15 protein-coding genes and 1 tRNA gene are annotated in these 18,479 nt (G+C 69.2%); 8 read left to right on the forward strand and 8 right to left on the reverse strand.

Annotated features, from left to right (window positions below):
• Positions 1-48: 48 nt before the first annotated feature.
• Positions 49-1,062: a metal ABC transporter solute-binding protein, Zn/Mn family gene (locus tag ACWIHT_RS21185; protein ID WP_456169701.1), complete on the reverse strand. Its 1,014-nt coding sequence runs from the start codon at positions 1,060-1,062 to the stop codon at positions 49-51.
• A 140-nt stretch (positions 1,063-1,202) separates the two neighbouring features.
• Between ACWIHT_RS21185 and ACWIHT_RS21190 the strand changes: the two genes are divergently transcribed.
• Positions 1,203-1,406 (forward strand): helix-turn-helix domain-containing protein, encoded by a 204-nt coding sequence (locus ACWIHT_RS21190; RefSeq protein WP_456169703.1) that lies wholly within the window; start codon positions 1,203-1,205, stop codon positions 1,404-1,406.
• A 193-nt stretch (positions 1,407-1,599) separates the two neighbouring features.
• Here ACWIHT_RS21190 and ACWIHT_RS21195 read toward each other — a convergent pair whose 3' ends face one another.
• The 4 genes from ACWIHT_RS21195 to ACWIHT_RS21210 are packed head-to-tail and all read right to left on the reverse strand — an operon-like array spanning position 1,600 to position 4,067.
• On the reverse strand, positions 1,600-1,878 hold the full coding sequence (locus ACWIHT_RS21195; RefSeq protein WP_456169704.1) for a hypothetical protein: 279 nt from the start codon (positions 1,876-1,878) through the stop codon (positions 1,600-1,602).
• Between the two features lie 52 nt (positions 1,879-1,930).
• On the reverse strand, positions 1,931-2,215 hold the full coding sequence (locus ACWIHT_RS21200; protein WP_456169706.1) for a hypothetical protein: 285 nt from the start codon (positions 2,213-2,215) through the stop codon (positions 1,931-1,933).
• Between the two features lie 32 nt (positions 2,216-2,247).
• Positions 2,248-2,787 (reverse strand): GNAT family N-acetyltransferase, encoded by a 540-nt coding sequence (locus ACWIHT_RS21205; protein ID WP_456169707.1) that lies wholly within the window; start codon positions 2,785-2,787, stop codon positions 2,248-2,250.
• On the reverse strand, positions 2,784-4,067 hold the full coding sequence (locus tag ACWIHT_RS21210; RefSeq protein ID WP_456169708.1) for an XRE family transcriptional regulator: 1,284 nt from the start codon (positions 4,065-4,067) through the stop codon (positions 2,784-2,786). The genes ACWIHT_RS21205 and ACWIHT_RS21210 overlap by 4 nt, the downstream gene beginning before the upstream one ends.
• A 242-nt stretch (positions 4,068-4,309) precedes the next feature.
• On the opposite strand from ACWIHT_RS21210, the gene ACWIHT_RS21215 reads away from it, so the two are divergent.
• From ACWIHT_RS21215 to ACWIHT_RS21245, 7 genes are all read left to right on the forward strand, one after another.
• The gene (locus tag ACWIHT_RS21215) at positions 4,310-4,756 is read left to right on the forward strand and encodes an ATP-binding protein (RefSeq protein WP_456169710.1); all 447 of its coding nucleotides are present in this window, start codon (positions 4,310-4,312) and stop codon (positions 4,754-4,756) included.
• Complete coding sequence (locus ACWIHT_RS21220) at positions 4,753-4,965, forward strand: hypothetical protein (RefSeq protein WP_456169712.1); 213 nt, start codon at positions 4,753-4,755, stop codon at positions 4,963-4,965. Before ACWIHT_RS21215 ends, ACWIHT_RS21220 begins: the two co-directional genes overlap by 4 nt.
• Positions 4,966-5,144: 179 nt before the next feature.
• Positions 5,145-5,324: an FxLD family lanthipeptide gene (locus ACWIHT_RS21225; RefSeq protein ID WP_456169713.1), complete on the forward strand. Its 180-nt coding sequence runs from the start codon at positions 5,145-5,147 to the stop codon at positions 5,322-5,324.
• Positions 5,325-5,497: 173 nt separating this feature from the next.
• On the forward strand, positions 5,498-8,497 hold the full coding sequence (locus tag ACWIHT_RS21230; RefSeq protein WP_456169714.1) for a lantibiotic dehydratase: 3,000 nt from the start codon (positions 5,498-5,500) through the stop codon (positions 8,495-8,497).
• Positions 8,494-9,762 (forward strand): lanthionine synthetase C family protein, encoded by a 1,269-nt coding sequence (locus tag ACWIHT_RS21235; protein WP_456169715.1) that lies wholly within the window; start codon positions 8,494-8,496, stop codon positions 9,760-9,762. Before ACWIHT_RS21230 ends, ACWIHT_RS21235 begins: the two co-directional genes overlap by 4 nt.
• Before the next feature lie 25 nt (positions 9,763-9,787).
• Complete coding sequence (gene fxlM, locus ACWIHT_RS21240; RefSeq protein WP_456169716.1) at positions 9,788-11,878, forward strand: methyltransferase, FxLD system; 2,091 nt, start codon at positions 9,788-9,790, stop codon at positions 11,876-11,878.
• A gap of 92 nt (positions 11,879-11,970) precedes the next feature.
• Positions 11,971-13,107 (forward strand): hypothetical protein, encoded by a 1,137-nt coding sequence (locus ACWIHT_RS21245; RefSeq protein WP_456169717.1) that lies wholly within the window; start codon positions 11,971-11,973, stop codon positions 13,105-13,107.
• Between the two features lie 331 nt (positions 13,108-13,438).
• On the opposite strand, the gene ACWIHT_RS21250 is transcribed toward ACWIHT_RS21245, so the two are convergent.
• The 3 genes from ACWIHT_RS21250 to ACWIHT_RS21260 all read right to left on the reverse strand — a co-directional run bounded on the left by ACWIHT_RS21250 (position 13,439) and on the right by ACWIHT_RS21260 (position 18,372).
• A tRNA-Lys gene (locus tag ACWIHT_RS21250) sits at positions 13,439-13,511 on the reverse strand.
• A gap of 121 nt (positions 13,512-13,632) precedes the next feature.
• The gene (locus ACWIHT_RS21255; protein WP_456169718.1) at positions 13,633-15,195 is read right to left on the reverse strand and encodes an amino acid permease; all 1,563 of its coding nucleotides are present in this window, start codon (positions 15,193-15,195) and stop codon (positions 13,633-13,635) included.
• Positions 15,196-15,288: 93 nt separating this feature from the next.
• Positions 15,289-18,372 carry an FG-GAP repeat domain-containing protein gene (locus ACWIHT_RS21260; RefSeq protein ID WP_456169720.1) on the reverse strand — a complete coding sequence of 1,028 codons (3,084 nt, stop codon included), beginning with the start codon at positions 18,370-18,372 and terminating at the stop codon, positions 15,289-15,291.
• Positions 18,373-18,479: the final 107 nt, after the last annotated feature.

The raw sequence follows: 18,479 nt of genomic DNA on the forward strand, positions 1-18,479 counted from the left end.
GGTGGGCTGTGTCGCCGCCCGGCCGGGAGGCGGCCGGATTCACCGTACTCACCGCCCCGTCGCCTGCCCCAGGGCCTTCTCGATGCCCTCCAACTGCCGTACCTGCCACGCCTGGAAGGACGCCCCGGCCGGGGTGAGGGTCTCGGTCACGGTCGCGACCGGGATGCCCTTCGCCTTGGCGGCCTTGACCTGGGCCTGCACATCGGGGGTGGCGTTCTGGCTGTTGTAGACGTACACCTTGATCAGCTTCTCGCTGATCTGCCGGTCGATCGTCTGCTTGTCCTTGGCCGTCGGGTCGGTGCCCTCACTGATGGCGTCCAGGAACGACTCGGGCGTCAGCATCTTCAGACCGAGCCCCTCGGCGAGCGGGGTCACGATGGACTCCGAGGCGCCGATGGGAGTGTTGGCGTACTTGGCCTTGATGTCGGCGATCAACTTGTCATAGGGGGCAAAGGTCTTGGTCTCGAAGGCCGTCTTCCGCGCGTCGAAGTAGGCGGCGTCGGCCGGGTCGAGCTTCTTGTAGTCGGCGGTGATCTTCTCGATCACCTGGTGGACGTTGTCCGGCGAGTACCAGCGGTGCGGGTTGCCGCCCGGCTTGATGCCGACCAGGTCACCGACCTTCAGATCGGTACGGCCGCTCTCGGGGTTGGCGGACAGCAGCTTGTCCGCCCAGGCGTCGTAGCCGATGCCGTTGACGATCGTGTACTGGGCCCCGGCCACGAGTCGGCCGTCCGCGGCGGTCGGCTCGTAGTCGTGCGGGTCGGCGTTCGGATTGTCGATGATGCTCTTGACCTGCGCGTGGCTGCCGCCGAGTTGGGAGGCGATGCTGCCCCAGAAGTTCTCCGCCGCGACGACTTTGATGGTCTTACCGGCCGTCGTAGACCCGGCGTTGGCGGCACCGGCGGTATCGGAGGAGCCGGTGGAGGCGGTGGAGCAGCCGCTGGTGACGGCCAGGACGGCTCCGGTGGCCAGGCCGACGGCGATCAGGCGGGTGGAGCGGGGTACAGCGCGGGATACGGAGCGGGATACGGAGGGGGATATCGGGATGCCGGTGGTGCGCACGACTCGGTCTCCTTGACGGGCTGGGGGAGCGGGTTCCTCACGGGTTCCTCACCTCGGACCGTAGATGGAAATGATTGTCACTACTAGAGAGCCGGTTATCTCTAATGACAATCATTATGGAAACTTGACGTCGTCCGCTCATGCATGACTCACGCGGGCTGCCGACGGAGTTGCCTGGACCGGCCACGGATCCCCGACTCCTGGAGGACCTGACCGAACACGAACGCGAAATCGTCGCCCTGATCGACACCGGCATGTCCAACACCGAGATCGCCGAGCGCCTCACTCTGAGCCCACCGACGGTCAAGACGCACGCCAACCACGCGATCCCGCCTAGAGCCTGATCTCCGCGCGCTCCCGCGCAACAGCCCCGGCCGACTGGGACATGATCGGGTCGGACTGGTGCCATACGGGTGCGCTGCATGGTCCGGCATGAGCGCGCTGGAAGAGCAACGGGCCGTGCTCGCAGCCAAGTTGCACATTGGCTGGAGGTCCTTGTCATTACGCCCACCAGCAGTAGCTCCATCCCCGGAGGGATTACGACTGCTTCCAACCGTCAAGTGACACCTGTGGGCCGTCACCAAGATATTGACGGAGGGCGTTGGCAGTTGTGTCCACGAACTCTTCGGGGATGGCGTCGGTGTCGACCCAGCAGACCTGGGCGTGCTTGCGCGGCTCACCTCGGCGAACTTGGCGTTCTCGGACGACGCGGTTGGTGGCCTTGTCGTGGACGATGACGGCGGCGACCAGCAGGGTCATGGATCCGAGGGCGGGCGGTAGGGTTTTGGGCTGGTCGTCGGTTGTCCGCTGAGCCACGGCTGGTGTCCCTATCGTCGCTCGCAGCAAAGGTTACGAGTCGCGGTCAGCCTCAGTGCAGCGGCTCAGCGGTGGCTTCGAAGGAGCGTCGAACGACTACACGTTGTTCGGGCTGTACGTAAACGAGAAAGACCGCTTTCTCGATGACGGATGCGACATCGCTGACCTCCTCATGGGAGAAGGCCAATCCGTCATGAAGGCTCCAGTTGCCGAGGGTGCGCGCCTCGTCAAGATCCCGTACAGCGTCGGGAGCTGTCTCGTGCAACAGGTCTGTACGGCGGCGCGGATGCGCCAAGACCACGAACCGGACCTTTGTGCCGCCGAGTTTCCACGTCACAGCACACGACAAAAGACGCTGGCACGTGCCGATCAGCGGCTCGCGCGGATCATCACCGTGAGGAGCGGCGAGGCCGGAGACGGTTGGCTCTGTCCGATGTCCTCGTACCCCCACGACGCGTACAGCGCGTGGACTTTTCCGTCCCCAGCCGCCGAGTTGACCATGAGCGTGACGAACGGCTCCTCACGTGTGGTGAGGAAGGCGTCATGGATAAGTCGGGCGGTGCCGGTCTTCCGCCAGGCCGGCCGGACGCCGATCTCCTTCAGGGCCACGGCTGGACGCTCGGTGTATTTCTCCGCAGGCGCGGGACTGGTGCGCTGCCAGTACCGGTCGCCGTGTTCGATGGTGTTGCCGTAGGCGTAGCCGACCGGATGTCCGTCCGCGTACGCGAGGACGGCCGTGAACCCCGGCTCGGTGCCGTGTCGGTCCAGGCGCTCTCCGAATGCGGTGACCGCGTAGTTCGGCAGGTACAGGAGCGGGGCGCGTACCTCGGCGTACACGTCGAGGAGGTCGCCGCGGACGGCGTCGAGGGTGGTGAACGTGCGCAGTTCGATGGCGGGCGCCGTGCTCATGCAGCCATCCTCCAGGTCGCGGCATGCTCGGTCCACGTCTGCACGGTGGTACTGCCCGGCGCGGTGGCGCGCAGCGCTGCACCGAACTCCTGCAGCATGCGCGTCACTCTGGCGTGCTGGGTGGCGGCATCGGCAGGGACCTTCATCGCGGTGGCGGTCGCGGCTTCTGGGGCGCCCTGGGCGAGTTGGGCGTGTGCGAGTCGGGTCGTGGTGATGGCGCGGGACCGGGCCATGTGGGGTCGGAGGGCCGACAGGCAGCGGTGGGCGTGGAACTCGGCGGTCGGGTAGTCGCCGAGCGCAAGGTAGGCAGACAGGGCCAAGTGGTCCAGTTCAGCTTGGTCGTAGAAGGCGAGCATCCACACCGGGCGGTAGTCGGCGGGGTCGGCGCGCAGCATGGCGTCCTGCGCTTGGTCGAAGGCACGGCGGGTGCCGGTGGGGTCCTGTGCCGCGCCGTGGATGGCGCCCTGGCGGGCCAGGCCAAGGGAGGCAAACAGGGGGTCGCGGCGGGTGAGGTAGAGGTTGCGGGCGACGTCGTTGGCGGCGAATGCGTCGGCGGGGCGGCCCATGTGCCGGTACATGGTTCCCGCGTGGCTCCAGATGCGGAACTTGATCGCCTGGTCTCCGGACATCTCGGCGAGGGTCTGGGCCTCGCGCATGTGCGCCTTGGCCTCGTCGTAGCGGCGGCCGTCGATGGCGGCCCACATCGCCGAGGAGCGGAAGGCGGCTGCGGAGGCGTAGAGGTTGCTGCGTACGCGCTGGGTAGCACTGCCGGCGTTCTGGAGGTTCAGCGCTTCGTCGGCGAGTGCGGCGGCCCGGTGCTCGATACCGAGTTGGCCGCCGTGGCGGTGGTCGCTGGCGACGAGTTCGGCGAAGCGCTTCTGGAGGCGGTCGACGTCGCTCATGCCGATGCGGCGGGGGGAGGCGGTGCCGGGTGCGGCTGCTGCGACGGCAGCCGCCGCGATGCCGCCGACGAGGGTACGGCGCTTCATGTCGGGGTCCTCCTGCTGCGGTGGGGCTGGGGTGGGCCGAGCCCGGCCCCATGGCACGAACCCTAAGGCGATGACAGGCAGGCCGCTGACGTCCTCAAGTGCCTTGCGGGTAGCCGACTTTGGCCACTTGACCCGGCCCGCTTTCCAGGCCCGGACTGATGATCCGTCGAGGCCGCCGGGTCTCCCGGTCAGTCGCTCTAAGGCCCTGTTCACCGTGTCTGCAAGGCTGTTGGAGCTGTAGCCGTGTTCGGCCATCCACGCCTCCAGGACGGTGTTGCGCGTGGTGTCCATGTCCGCACGGTAGCTCTCACATCCCCAGACCCGCCAGGTAAATGGATCGTCAAATCGCCCTAGGTCGGCCCCTCGGATGAGCGCCTGATCGCCCTAACCAGCTTGCTGTGAAAGGGAGTTGTCTGGGTGCTGGTCGCCCATCACCTCCCCACTTGTGACGGGCGGCTGTTGACGGCCCGGTTCGACCCTGAAGTTCCCCGAGGGGCGTCCGGGCGCCGAGACAACACGAAGGCTCAACCTCAATGACGAGTCTCAGTACGCCAGTTCAGGCCGCCTCCACTAGCCACCCCGCCTACAGCCAGACCTTCCCGTGCGAGCCGTCCACGGCCGAGATCGGCCGCAAGCTCGTGCGTGACGCCCTGGGCGTATGGCACCTCGACAACCTCGCCGACCGCGCCGCGCTGATCATCTCGGAACTGATCGCGAACGCCGTCAGGCATACGTCGTGCCACTCGATCCGCGTGATGGTCGGGCGGCCAAGCGCGGAACGGATACGGGTCGGGGTAGTGGACCGGGCACCTTCGCGCCTGCCGGTTCTTGGTCCGCCCGATGACGACGACGAGTCAGGGCGTGGCCTGCTCCTCATCGACACCGTCGCCGACCGCTGGGGCTACGACCTGCACGGCTCGGGCAAGCGCCCGTGGGGCAAAGAGGTCTGGGCCGAACTCCTCATCGAGGGCGACGAGTGAGCGCGCCGGTCGCGATGCCCCTGCCCCTTCCGGACGTCGCCCAACTCCGCCCCCACCAGCAGATGGCGATGGAGTGCGCCCACTGTGCCCGGTACCTGGGAGCGAGCGGCCGGATCCTGGGCGACGTACACCATCTGGGCCTGCTGTTCCGTCTCTGGGTCTGCGCACCGAACTGCCGCACGGCCAACTCGACCGTCCCGAACACCTGAGAAAGGAGAAGGCTCCCGTGGCCGTGCCTCAACCACCTCAAGGCGCAGGCGCTCGCTTACTTCATGGAGCGGCGGCCGACGGCCGTCTGACCAGATTCCCGCTTCGGGCGGTGCGGTGCTGTGCCGTACAGCCGGAGACGGGCGCCACCACAACACCACAACCATGCAAGGGAGTTGGCATGAAGCGCAGCACCGTAGTACCGAGCATCACCCTGGTGAGCCATCAGACCCCGGCAGTAACGGACGGGTTCGACCTCGACGTTTCCCTCGTTGAGATCGCAGACCTGGCGGGCCTGGTCAACCTGACCGACGACAACTGCGGTTCCACCTGCGGCGCCTGCACGACCAACGTCGCCTGACCCGAGGCTTCGGGCCTCTCCGGTCCGGTGCCGTCGCGCTCTACGGCGTGACGGCACCGCTCGTCCGTCCCTCACCCAAGGAGGTAGTGGTGGCTGCTCCGACCTCAGCGTTCCGAACCGGAACGACCGCTCTCGTACGAGCTGTTGCCCGGTCGACACTGCCGTTCCCGCCGTTGCCTGACTTCGACGATCGTTCGTCCAACGGATCAGCAACCTGTACCGCGTGGCTGCGCGCCGTCTGGTGGGACGACGTCGTCGTCGAAGCCCTGCAACACGCCAGCCCAGTCCTGGCCGCGCAGGTACGGGGCGTGTGCACCGCCGAGAAGGCGTCTGCGCGCGACGTGCGGCGTACGGCGCTGTCCGTGGCCCGCTATCTGCTGCGCTCCGAGCACCGGGCAACGCCTTTCGGCTTGTTCGCCGGCGTGGCTACCGCGCAGTTCGGTCCGCAGGCAAGTGCAGCTTGGGGCAGGGAGCACGTGGCCATCGGCCGCGCCGGGGCGGAGTGGCTGGCAGCCGTGATCGAGCAGTTGGAGTCATGCCCGGACCTGCTCGAACAGCTGCCCGTCGTCGTCAACAACACCGTGACGTGCCGAGGAGACCGGCTCATCGTGCCGTTCCAGCCCGATGTCCAGGGCGACCGGCCCCGCGCGGTCGAGGTGTCCGTGGCCCTGACCGACCCTGTGCGCACGGTCCTTGCCGCGACGCGGGCGCCGATCCGCTTCGGCACCCTCTTAGACAAGCTCAGGACGGAGTTCCCGGAGGCCGGGCACATGAAGTCACATGCTCTACTAGGGGAGTTGATCCAGCGACGCGTGCTGATCACGAGTCTGCACGCGCCGAGCACCGAACCCGACGTACTCAGGTATCTACTCGACCAGCTCGACGCGATCGACGCCGAAACCCTCGGCCCAGTCGCGGAGACAGTGCGCGAGCTGCGCGCTGTTCGCGAGGGTCTGGAGGAGTGCGCCACCCGGAGCGGCCGGGACAGCGCCGCCGCGCGGATGCGGGAACTCGTACCTGGGCTGTGTCAGCACCCTGTTGCGTTCGACCTGCGGCTGGACGCACAGATCGTTCTGCCGGATGCCGTAGCCCGAGAGATCGAGCGCGCCGCCCTCGTTCTGGCCCGGGTGGGTACTCGCCCGTACGGGACCGCAGCGTGGAGCGAATACCACCAGCGGTTCTACGAGCGTTACGGCATCGGCACGATGGTGCCTCTCTCAGAGGCCGTGGCGGACAGCGGCACCGGATATCCCGACGGCTACCCAGGCACTCCGGCGGGTGCGCGCCGACCTCGCGTCTCCGCCCGGGATGACACTCTCCTACGGCTCGCGCAGACCGCCGCGCTCGACGGTCGCGACGAGGTACTCCTCACCGACGAGCTGATCGCGGCCCTGGACGTGGGACCCGAAGAGCCCCGACTGCCGCCGCACTTGGAGATCGGCGTGCGGGTGCATGCGCCCTGCCTGCGGGAGTTGCAGCGCGGGCGGTTCCGGCTGGAGGTCGCGAGCGTGTCCCGCGGCGTCGGCGTCTCTACGGGCCGGTTCCTCGGCGTGCTGGCCCCCGGCGATCGTCAGGCGCTGGCCGCAGAGCTTGCCGATCTCCCGGCCGCGGAGGGCAATACCGTGCCCGCACAGCTCTCTTTCCCACCACTGCTCCCCGAGAGCGCCCACGTCACCCGCGCCCCGCAGATCCTGCCCACCGTGATCAGCCTCCAAGAACACCGTGCTCCTGGCGACGATGTCCTCAGCCCCGAGGACCTGGCGGTGGGCTGCGACGGCCGCCATATGTACCTGGCCGCCCCCGAACACGGCCAGCGCATCGAGGCCGTCGGGATGCACGCGCTGAACCTGCGCACGCACACTCCGCCCCTGGCGCGATTCCTCACCGAGTTGTCCCGCGCCCAGTGCGCGCAGGTCACCATGTTCGACTGGGGAGCCGCAGCGGCGATGCCGTTCCTGCCGCGTCTGCGGTACGGGCGCACGGTGCTGGCCCCGGCCCGCTGGCGGCTGGAAGCGCCCGAACTGCCCAGCCGTACACGCCCTCGGGCCGAGTGGGACGCCGCGCTCACCGACTGGCAGGCCCAACGACGTCTCTCTCGGCGGGTCTTCCTCGTTGAGGACGACCGGCGGCTGTTCCTCGATCTCGACCAGGCCGGCCACCGGACGCTGCTCCGTCAGCATCTCGACCGTACGGACCTGGCCGTGCTCGTCGAGGCCCCGGAATCCGATGCATTTGGCTGGTGCGATGGCCGTACCCATGAGGTCGTGGTGCCTGTCAAGGCGACCCGGCCGCCGACATGGCCGCCCTTGCCCACTCCCACCCAAGCCCGCGCCCTCTCACCGGCCCAGATCCAGACACCAGCCGCCTCATCGGTGGTCCTAGCCGCCCTGTATGGAGATCCCCGCCGCCAAGACACCCTGCTCTCACGCCACTTGCCCGACCTCCTCGAACGACTCGGTGGCCCGCCGTGGTGGTTCATCCGCTTTCGGGATCCCGAACAGCACTTACGCCTGCGTATCGCGCTCCCCGCTCTGGAGGCGTTCGCCGAGACGGCCCGGACGGTGAGCGTATGGGCCGACGAGCTGCGCGGCGCCGGTCTGCTGGCCGACCTGCGTTACCCAACCTCCTACCGTGAGATGGGCCGTTGGGGCTCCGGTGCCGCATGGGACGCGGCTGAAGATGTGTTCCGGGCGGACTCGCGCGCAGTCCTGGCCCAGCTCTCCCAGCCACGACGTCCACACGAGCGCACGCTGGTGGCCGCACACTTCATTGCCATCGCTTCCGCGTTCCTCGGCAGCACTCAAGTCGGGATGCGCTGGTTGATCTACCGCATCCCGCCCAGAGCCCCCGCGCCTGTACCGCGCCCGCAGTTCACCGATGCCGTGCGTCTCGCCGACCCTCGCGACGACTGGGCGACCTTGCGTGCAACCCCCGGAGGAGCAGCCATCGTGTCGGCGTGGGCCGACCGCGATGCAGCGCTCGCCGCCTACCGGCCACACCTGCCCGGCCCGGACACCAAAGGCATCGACGTCGACGACGTCCTGACCTCCCTGTTGCACGTCCACTTCGTACGGCACATCGCGGTGAACTTCCCCGAGGAAGCGGTCTGCCTCTATCTCGCCCGCGCCGCCGCCCTGGCCTGGACAGCACGCGCCACCGGGAGGACAGCGTGACCACCCACACCGTGCTCGACCTGGCAACAGCCGTCGCCCACCAGCTCGCCGACCCCCACACGGCACGCCTTAGGCCGGTGGCCGCCCATCGGCAGCACCTTGCCTACGGCCTTCCCGGCATCGCCCTCCTCCACATCGAGCGGGCCTCAACCGGACTGGGACCGTGGCAGCGCGCCCACGACTGGCTCGCCGCCGCCTCCCGCGAACCGTTCACCAGCGGCCCCGACAGCCACCCCTTCTACGGGGCACCCGCCTTCGCCCACGCCCTGGCCTGCGCCGCCGATCACCTACCCGGCGCCTACCAGCGTGCCCTCGACACCCTCGACCACCAGATGACCACCGCCGTGAACCTTCGCCTCGACGCCGCACACCGCCGCATCGACTCCGAACTCCTCCCGGCGATCGCAGAGTTCGACACCATCCGTGGCCTGACCGGCTACGGCGCCTACCTCCTGCGCCGCAATCCCGTCGCCACTACGCTCCGCGCCGTACTCGACTACTGCGTACGCCTCACCCAACCGATCACGCGCGAGGGCGAGTTGGTGCCGGGCTGGTGGACGGGCACGGGACCCTCAGGCCGCCCGGACGACCGTTTCCCCGGCGGGCACGCCAACAACGGCATGGCACACGGCATCGGCGGTGTGCTCGCGCTGCTGGCACTCGCCGCCCGGCACGGCACCCTCGTCAACGGCCACACCGAGGCACTGAGACGGATCCTGATCTGGCTGGACCACTGGCGAGAGGACACCGGCCGAGGACCGGCGTGGCCATACTGGATCACCCGAAGTGAGCTGACCACAGGCCGACTTGGCCCATCCGCACCCCTACGGCCGTCATGGTGCTACGGCACCGCCGGTCTCGCCCGCGCCCAGCAACTTGCCGCGCTCGCCCTCGGCGACGCCAGCCGCCAGGTCGACGCGGAGAACGCGCTCGTGGCCGCCCTCACCAATCCCGACCAGCTGAGGGCCACGACGGACAACGGTCTGTGTCACGGTTTCGCCGGCCTCGCCCACATCGCCGCCCGCACGGCCGACGACGCCCACCCCTCGACCGTCGGACGGCTCCGCGCCGCAATTCCCGCGCTCCTGACCGTAGTTCATCCGCCGGGGACCGACCCCGCGTACGCCGCCGCGACGCTCATACAGGACGAGGAGCGAGGACCCGGTTTCCTCGACGGAGCCGCCGGTATCGCCCTGGCCGTCCTCGCGCCCGGCACCGCCGCACCACCCCGATCCGCCTGGGACGCCTGCCTGCTCATCGCCTGACCCGCATCGACCGAAGGACCTCCTCATGCCCCCGGACCACCCCGACCGCTGGCAGCAACACACCATCACCTTCGCCGACCGCGAGAGCGCCCAGCAGGCCATCGCCGAGCGCCTCACCCCCGTACTGCTTGCGGCTGAAACGGACGGCCATCTCACCGGCTGGTGGTTCATGAACAAGCAGCACTGGCCGCTGCGTTACGTCGCCGATGAGCCCTCACCCATCGTCGAAGCGCTGCTGAGTGACCTCGTCGGCGACGGTACGGTCGTGTCGTGGCTGCCGTGTGTCTACGAGCCCGAGACCCACGCCTTCGGCGGACCCGAGGCCATGGACATCGCCCACGACCTGTTCCACCAGGACAGCCGCCATCTGCTCACCTACCAGCCCGGCCCGAAGCACCTGGGGCGCCGGGAAACCACCGTGCTGCTGGCGAGCGCGATGATGCGGGCGGCCGGTCTGGACTGGTTCGAGCAGGGTGACGTGTGGGCGAAGGTCTCCGCTCTCCGACCGGCTGCTACGCCTCCGCCCCTCGGGCGGGACGCCGAACTGGTCCCCGCGATGCGGAAGTTGATGACCGCCGAAGCTCACGGACTGTGCTGCCCCGGCGGCCCGCTCGCCGGGCACGACGACTGGGTCTCCGCCTTCGAGAGGGCGGGGGCCGCACTCGCCTCCCTCGCCGCGAAAGCCGGACTCACCCGCGGCCTGCGAGCCGTCGTCGCCCACCACGTGATCTTCCACGCCAACCGCGCCGGTCTCCCTCGGACCGACCAGAGCGCACTGTCCAACATCGCGCGAGAGGTAGTCATGGGAACGAGTGACAACACCGCGTCGCCCGGCGCGGCAAACGCCGGCGTCGATAGCGTCAGCGCGGTGAACACCGACACGATCACCACCCCCGCGGCGGACGCCGAACGCCTCCGCAACGCCCTGGTCGACCAGCTCCGCGCGGAAGGCTACGCGCGCACGCCCGCCGTCGAGACCGCGTTGCGGACCGTACCCCGCCACGTGTTCGTGCCCGACGCGTCACTCGAAGACGCCTACGCCAACGCACCGGTGCACATCAAGTACGCCATCGACGGCACGTCGATCTCCTGCGCCTCCCAGCCGGGCGTCGTCGCCCTCATGCTCGACCAGCTCGACGTCAGACCCGGCGAGCGCGTCCTCGAACTCGGCGCCGGCACCGGCTACAACGCCGGACTGCTCGCCCACCTGGTCGGCGAGAGCGGACATGTGACCACCCTCGACGTCGACGACGACCTCGTGGACGGCGCCCGCGCACACCTCACCGCGACCGGGATCACCAATGCCGAGGCCGTAACCCGCGACGGAGCACTCGGCTACGCCGAGGGAGCACCGTACGACCGGATCATCGCCACCGTCGGCGCCCACGGCGTACCGCACGCCTGGCTGCAGCAACTCGCCCCCGGCGGACGGCTCCTCGTCCCCCAGCGCCTCAAGGGCACGGTCTCCCGCTCCATCGCCTACGAGCAGCGCGACGGCCGATGGGTCTCTCTCGGCAGCAAGATGAACACCTTCATGCCACTCAGGCGGGGCATCGCCGACGATGACCGCCGAACCATCCCCCTCAGCACGGACGGGGCTGTACGACTCCAGGCTCCAGCCGGGCTGAACATCAACGCCGACGCCCTTGCCGGTGTCCTCGACCAGCCGCGCACCGAGGAATGGACCGGCATGACAGTCCAGGCCATGGAGTCACCGGAGTGGATGGAACTCTTCGTCACCTGTTCCCTCCCCTCCGGCCTGATCCGGATGGTGTTCCCCCAGAGCGCCAAGGGCGCCCTGCTCACGGAAGACCCCTACCCCTCCTCCACCGCCGTCGTCGACAAGGGCGCCGTCACCTACCTGGCACGACGCCCGTCGAAGGAGAAGACCCCCGAGGGCGGCAAGCTCTGGGAATTCGGGGTCATCGGCCACGGTCCCGGCAGCGACGAGCTGGCCTCGAAGGTCGCCGACGCCATCCGCACGTGGGACCACGAATACCGCCGCCGTGAGGCCACGTTCGAGATCCACCCCCTCGACACCCCCGCCATCGAGCAGCGCCCCGGCCTCTTCGTTCTCGACACCCCGCTGAACCGCATCGTCGTCGACTGGCAGTGATGCCCGGCACGTAGCGGAAGGTGGCCGCCGGCGTACGACTGGCGGCCACCGTCTCCTCACCAGATCTCACTCACGCCCCGGGGAGAGAGTCCTTGGACCCGCACGGACCCATAGCCCAGCGCTTCCCACTCGTCGCCCGATTCCGGCCCGCTTGCCTGCCTCTGCCTCAGCGCGTACGCGCCCTCGTCGACCTGGCCGACACCGCGGTGAAGAAGACCGACCAAGGCCTCGCCTCGGCCGTCTACAACCAGGCCGCGCTCATCGCCTCCGACCTCGGCCTCCCCGACCTCGCCCGCGAGATGTGCCACCAGCACGCCGCCGCCTACCTCGACGCCTGCCCGCTGCCCGGCATGAGTGCGATTCGAGGGCTGGAACCGGTCGTCAACCTCGCCCGCCTCCAGATCCGCGCCGGCCACGGCAACGACGGACGTCAACGACTGCTCGACCTGTACGCAGCCGTCGAGGCGGGCGCAGCGGCTCGATTCGGGGGCGTCGCGGTACCGGCGGACCTCACTGCGACTGACGAGAACCGCCAGGAAGTCCGGGCATGGCTGTGGCGTGTGCTCCTCGCCGACGGCACACGGACCCTCACCGCAGAGGGACGTTGGGCCGAGGCCCTGAGACACGTCGAAGCTCACCGTGGCGTGGGCAAGCGGATGCTCGACGGGCGCCAAGTCGCCGTACTGGCCGCCCTCGTTGGGGGTGACACGGAACGAGCCGCTGCTCTCCTCGCCGCCACAATGCCCGGCGATCCATGGGAGCAAGCCGTCACAACCTGCCTGTCTGTCTTGTGCCACCGAGACGTCGGACAAGCGGTCGAGGTCCACCTGGCGGACCTGGTGACGACCTACTCTGAGCGGCAGAGTGAACCCGGGATGACCGTCTTCGACACTCGGCTCGGACTTACCGTCCTCGACGTGATCGGTTCCGCGGAGGCACCCGTCGCTCACAGCATCGTCGACGACCTCCACCACAGGACGACGAGTGCCAAAGACGGTTACGCGGCCCGCGAGAACCTGGCGCACCCTCTATTCGCCGCGATTGCCACAGACCGGCAATCGCAGGACTGCCGAGCACTGGTCAGTACCTGCGCCCTTGGGGCAGGGACTATCTCGGACCAGCTGCAAGAAGAACTGGCGGCAGCTCTACTCGCCAGCGACAGAGTGATCCGGGGAAGCCTCGCGCGCCCCTCCGAGCCTGGACGTACACCCTCTATGGAGGGAGCCTGATGGACGTACCGACTGACATGCCGTTCCTCCAGATGGTCGTCTGCGCGGCCGGGGTGGCCGCCGACCGCTCGACCTGGCGAACACCGGACCAACCGCGCCCGACCCGCCTCGCGGACGCGATCGCGGTCGCGGTCGCCCCGGCCACCTGCAAAGCGTCAACAAGGTGTACCGGTGGCTGTGCTGCCGTATCCGAACTCGGCCCAGGCCGCCGAGGCTGTCCGCGAGGCCGTAACCAGGGCGGCGCCAAAAAAACCAGCAGCGCCCGAGCCAGCCGAAGCCGACCCGGGCGCTTCACAGCAGGTCAGAGGGGCTACCCCCCGCCTACAACCCGTAGACCCTGTGGGACTCGAACCCACAACCAATGGATTAAAAGTCCACTGCTCTGCCAATTGAGCTAAGGGTCCTCGCGATGTTGCCTCCCCGAGCATAGCGGGACGTGGCCATGTCTCCGATCGGGTATCGGGGACACGGCCGTGCCGGATGAAGGGAAGGGTGCGGGGAAGGCCGCCGGGCGGGTCCGGAGTGTTACGGATCTACCGGTTCGGGCGCCCCCGCCCGCGCCGCCTCCCGTGCCTTCGTGCGCGCGTGTTCCGGGTTGAGGAACCAGTGCCGGGCCGACGCCGTCCACCACGCCGCCGCGAAGCCGAGCACCACCAAGACCGCCACCGGCGCGTAGTTGAAGGACTCCCAGGTGACCGGGGAGACCTGCGGGAGCATGAAGAGGATCGTGATCACGGCCACCCAGATCACCGACACGATCCCGATCGGCCGGGACCAGCGGCCCAGGTGCCACGGTCCGCGTTGGAAGTCGTCGCCCTTCGTGAGTCGAAGGAGGGTCGGGATGACGTACGCGATGTAGAGGCCGATGACGGCGACGGACGTCACCGCCGCGTAGGCCGTGTAGTTGATGAGGTACGGCAGGCCCATGAGGAGTGCGCCCGCCGCCGCCAGCCAGACCGCCGCGACGGGGGTGCGGGTGCGCGGGCTCACCGTGTGCCAGACCCGCGAGAACGGGAGCGCGCCGTCGCGTGAGAAGGCGTAGATCATGCGGCTGTTGGCCGTCACCGAGGCCATCCCGCAGAAGAGCTGCGCGCCGATCACCACCAGGAGGAGCAGTTTCCCGCTCGTCGCTCCGAGCGCGTCCAGGAGGATCTGGGCCGGCGGTGCCCCCGTCGGCGACTTCCGCTCCGCGTCGTAGGACTGGATCGCGTACGTGAAGCCCAGGAGGAGGACGAAGCCGGCTATCCAGGACGTCCAGATGGAGCGGACGATGCCCTTCGGGCCCGCTGTCGACGCGTCGTGGGTCTCCTCCGTCATGTGGGCGGAGGCGTCGTAGCCGGTGAAGGTGTACTGCGCCATCAGGAGGCCCAGGAGCACCACGTACACACCGCTGCCCCAGCCTGTGTTGTTCACGAACTTCGTGAAGACGAAGGTCGTCGACTGGTGGTGGTCGGGGACGAACGCCAGCGCGCCGACGATCACGCCTACGCCCACCACGTGCCACCACACGCTCACGCTGTTGAGGATGGCGACGATGCGGACGCCGAACGTGTTCAGCAGGCCGTGCAGGATCAGGATCCCGGCGAACAGGAGGATCGTGCGGCCCGGGGTGACCTTGAAGTCGAACTGGAGGTTCAGGTACGCGCCCAGGAACGACGCGGCCCCGAAGTCGATGCCGGCGGTCACCGCGACCTGGCCGAGGACGTTGAACCAGCCCGTGAACCACGCCCAGGCCGCGGCCGAACGGGGTGGTGCCAGGCGGTGGGCCCAGAAGTACAGGCCCGCCGAGGTCGGGTAGGCCGAACAGATCTCGGCCATCGACAGGCCGACGAACAGCGTCATCAGGCCTACGGCCACCCAGCCCCAGGTGATGACCGCCGGGCCGCCCGTGTTCATGCCGAAGAGGTAGAGGGTCAGGCAGCCGGACAGGACCGAGATGATCGTGAAGGAGACCGCGTAGTTGGAGAACGCCGACATGCGGCGGGCGAGAACCTGCGTATAGCCGAGCTGGGCAAGCCGTTCTTCGTCAGAGAGGGGTCCCTTTGGAGGTCCCTTTGACAGCCCACTCGCTATGGCGTCATCTGTCATGCCCCCAGCGATTCCCTCGCCGGGGACGTGACATGCGCCACTTAAGGAATCGATAAGGACTCGATGTGGCCAAAAAACGCCCCACCGGTCGGATCAGGAGACGCCCTTGTAGCCGCTCCACCCGCCCGAGACCTTCACCCGCGCCCCGAACGACCCCTTCCCGTCACCGCTGTTGCGGTACAGCACCCCCGCCGAGTCCCGCTCCACCAGGTCCGCCTTCCCGTCCCCGGTGATGTCCCCGACCCCGACGACCGTGTCGTACGAGCCGCCCCACGCGCTGAACAGCTTCACCCGCGCCCCGAACGTGCCGTGGCCGGTGCCGTAGTAGCGGTAGACGTTGTTCGACCTGTCCTGGGCCAGGAGGTCGCCGATGCCGTCGCCGTTCACATCGCCCACGCCGACGACCTTCTTGTACGTCTTCCAGTCGGCGTACAGCTTCACGCGGGCGGACAGCTTGCCCGTGCTCGTGCCCGTACTCGTGGCCTTGTACAAGTACACCGTCCCCGTCGACGCGCTTCGCGCGATCAGGTCCGGGCGGCCGTCGCCGCTGATGTCGCCGGGGGACGTGAGGACGTCGTACTGGTTCCAGCCGCTCGTCCCCAAGGACGTGTACGGCGTCGACGGCTTGAGCGCCGCGTCGCAGGCCGGCCTGTACGCGCGCAGGGCGCCGCTGCTCAGCCGGACCAGGACGTCGTTGCAGCGGTCCCCGTTCAGGTCGCCGAAGGGGACCGCCTTGACGCTCGTCGGCCAGCCGGTGCCGGTGACCTTTCCCGCGAACCCGCCCTTGCCCGTGCCCAGTTGATACGTCAGCGCGCCGGACCGGTCGAGCGTCAGCAGATCGCCCACGGCATCGCCGCCGACCTGGTCGTGGCGCGCCGGGGAACCGCCGCGCAGCGCGACCGTGCCGCTCACCGTCACCGGGGCACCGACGCCGTCGGCCGGAGCGACGGACAGCGTCCAGTCGTACGGCCCGTTCGTCAGGAAGGTCACCCCGTCGGGGGCCGCGGACCAGCCGACCTTCAGCTCACCGCGCGCCGCGCCGCCGTCCCGCGTGTCCACGATCTTGCCGGTGGCCCGGCTGCGCACGGTCAGCCGCCAGCTCGCGGACGGCTTCGACAGCAGCACGGTGGCCAGGGTGTCCTGGGTCGTGTCGATCTCGTGCGCCCGGACGGACGGGGCCGCCTCGACCGGGGCCAGCAGGCGCAGGGGCTGCGCGGGCACGCCGGTCGGTACCAGGTGGACGCGCTCCTGGTCGTCGACGTAGGCCACGTTCCCGGTCGACTCGTCGACCGTCCAGCGGACCTCGCGCTGGGAGACTCCGGTGTCGGGCAGCGCGCCGATCACCCGGCTCGCGGGGGTGCCGTCGGCGAACGTGGTGAGGACCAGCCGCCCGGCCCGCGTGTCGTGCGTGACGACGAAACCGTCGCCCAACTCCGCCTCGCCGGACGGGACTTGGACGGACCTCCGCGCCGTACGGTCGTAGCCGCCGGCCGTGCCGTCGGGGCAACTCCAGTACAGCCAGCGGCCGTTGGCCCGCAGTTCGGTGGGTGCGCAGGCGGTGTCGGTCAGGAGGGTTTCGGTGGTCCGTCTGGTGGTGAGGTTGTAGGCCGTGAGGGTGCCGGGGGTGGTGCCCGGGGTCCACAGCGTGTCGCCGGAGAGGGCCGCGGCGCCAGGGGTGCGGGTGAGGGCCGGGTTGCCGTCGTCGCCGATGCGGTAGACGGTCTGCGCCGTCGCCGTGGTGTGGATCAGGTAGCGGCCGGAGACGTCCGTGATGCGGCCGCCCGCGGGGACGGTGCGCTCCCAAAAGGTGTACGGGGCGGGCCCGTTGACGCGGATACGGTCGCTCGTCGCGGTGTCCTTCGTCAGCCAGGCGGCGCGGCCGTCCGCCGTGCCGTAGAGCTGGGAGCAGCCGAGCTCCGTCAACGGGCAGGTGCCGAGGTTCAGTTGAGCGCCGTCGAACGACGAGCGGGCACCGAACTCCGGCGTGCCGGTCACGGAGACCGTACGTATGTAGTCGTCGCGGTAGCCGTTCGGGCCACCCGTGTCGGCGACGAGGAGCCGCCCCTGCTCCAGGGACAGCCCCTGGATCCTGGTCGGCGGCTTGGGCAGCGCCCTGACCTGGGTGACGACCGGGACGCCGTCGGGACCCGGCTGGATGCGCTGGATGCCCCAGTCGTCGCTCCTGGTGCGGCCGATCTTCACGGCGGTGCCGTCGGGGCCGGCCGCGATCCCGAACGACGACGACGGCATGAGGGTCACCGAGGCGGCGCCGCCTGCGATCGGCTGGGCCGTCACCGCACCGGTGCCGTTGACCAGCCAGTCCCCCACGAGTGCCAGATCGTGCGTCGCGTTCACGCCGTCGCCGACACCCCTCAGCACCACCTCGGCCGGGGTCGCCGACAGGTCGGCGCGTGGCAGCACCAGCACCTTGGCCTTGTCGTAGGCGGCGACGACCACATGGTCCCGGGACGCGTACACATGGGTGTACCCGAGGGGCAGCGGACCGCTCGTGCTGCGCACCTGCCCGGTCTCCCGGTCCACTGCGATCAGCACCTGCTGCCCGTCCAGCGAGGAGCGGAAGAACACGCTCGTGGCGTCCGCGCCGGCCGGCAGACCGACGATCAGGCCCGCCGGTCCGCCCGCGACGATCACGTCCCGGGTGGTCCCCTCGGGGCCGGGGGTCAGCAGATGCATGATCCGGGTGCTGGTGCCGTCCTCGGTGGTGGAGTTCCGGAAGGCGAGGGCGAGATTGTCGAAGGCGCTCAGGAAGCCGAGGCCCGCCGGGACCTGGAGACTCCGGGTCGTACCGTCGGTCGGGTCCCAGAACTCGAACCGGCCGTCCGGGTACTGGTACGCGAGGACATCGGTACCGGTCGCCCGGGTGCTCGCCCCGGCCCGCACCGGCACGGGCACCGAACCGCCGTCCGAGTATCGCGTCCACAACGTCGGCGAGACGCCCTCCACGCGATGGAAGACGCCCCGCGCCCCGGCGCTGTCATGACCGCCCTGGGTCGAGGACGCGAGCAGCGCGGCCGAGGTGTAGGTGCCGCGCGGCGTGGCCGGTACGACCGTCTCCTGCGCGACCCCCACCGCGAGCGCGGGCGCCGGCAGCAGCGGGCCGAGCCCGGCCGCGAGCACGGCCGAGACGGCGGTGGCTGTGAAGACACGACGAGCCAAAGTTTCCCCCCGGAAACAGACCTGAACCCCATGAAAGTCGGCTGATCATACAGTCAACGCACAGCCAAGAAAACGCAAAAATGGCCCCCGCCCGAACCCGGGCGGGG

This window comes from Streptomyces sp. NPDC002276 (genome assembly GCF_053891435.1).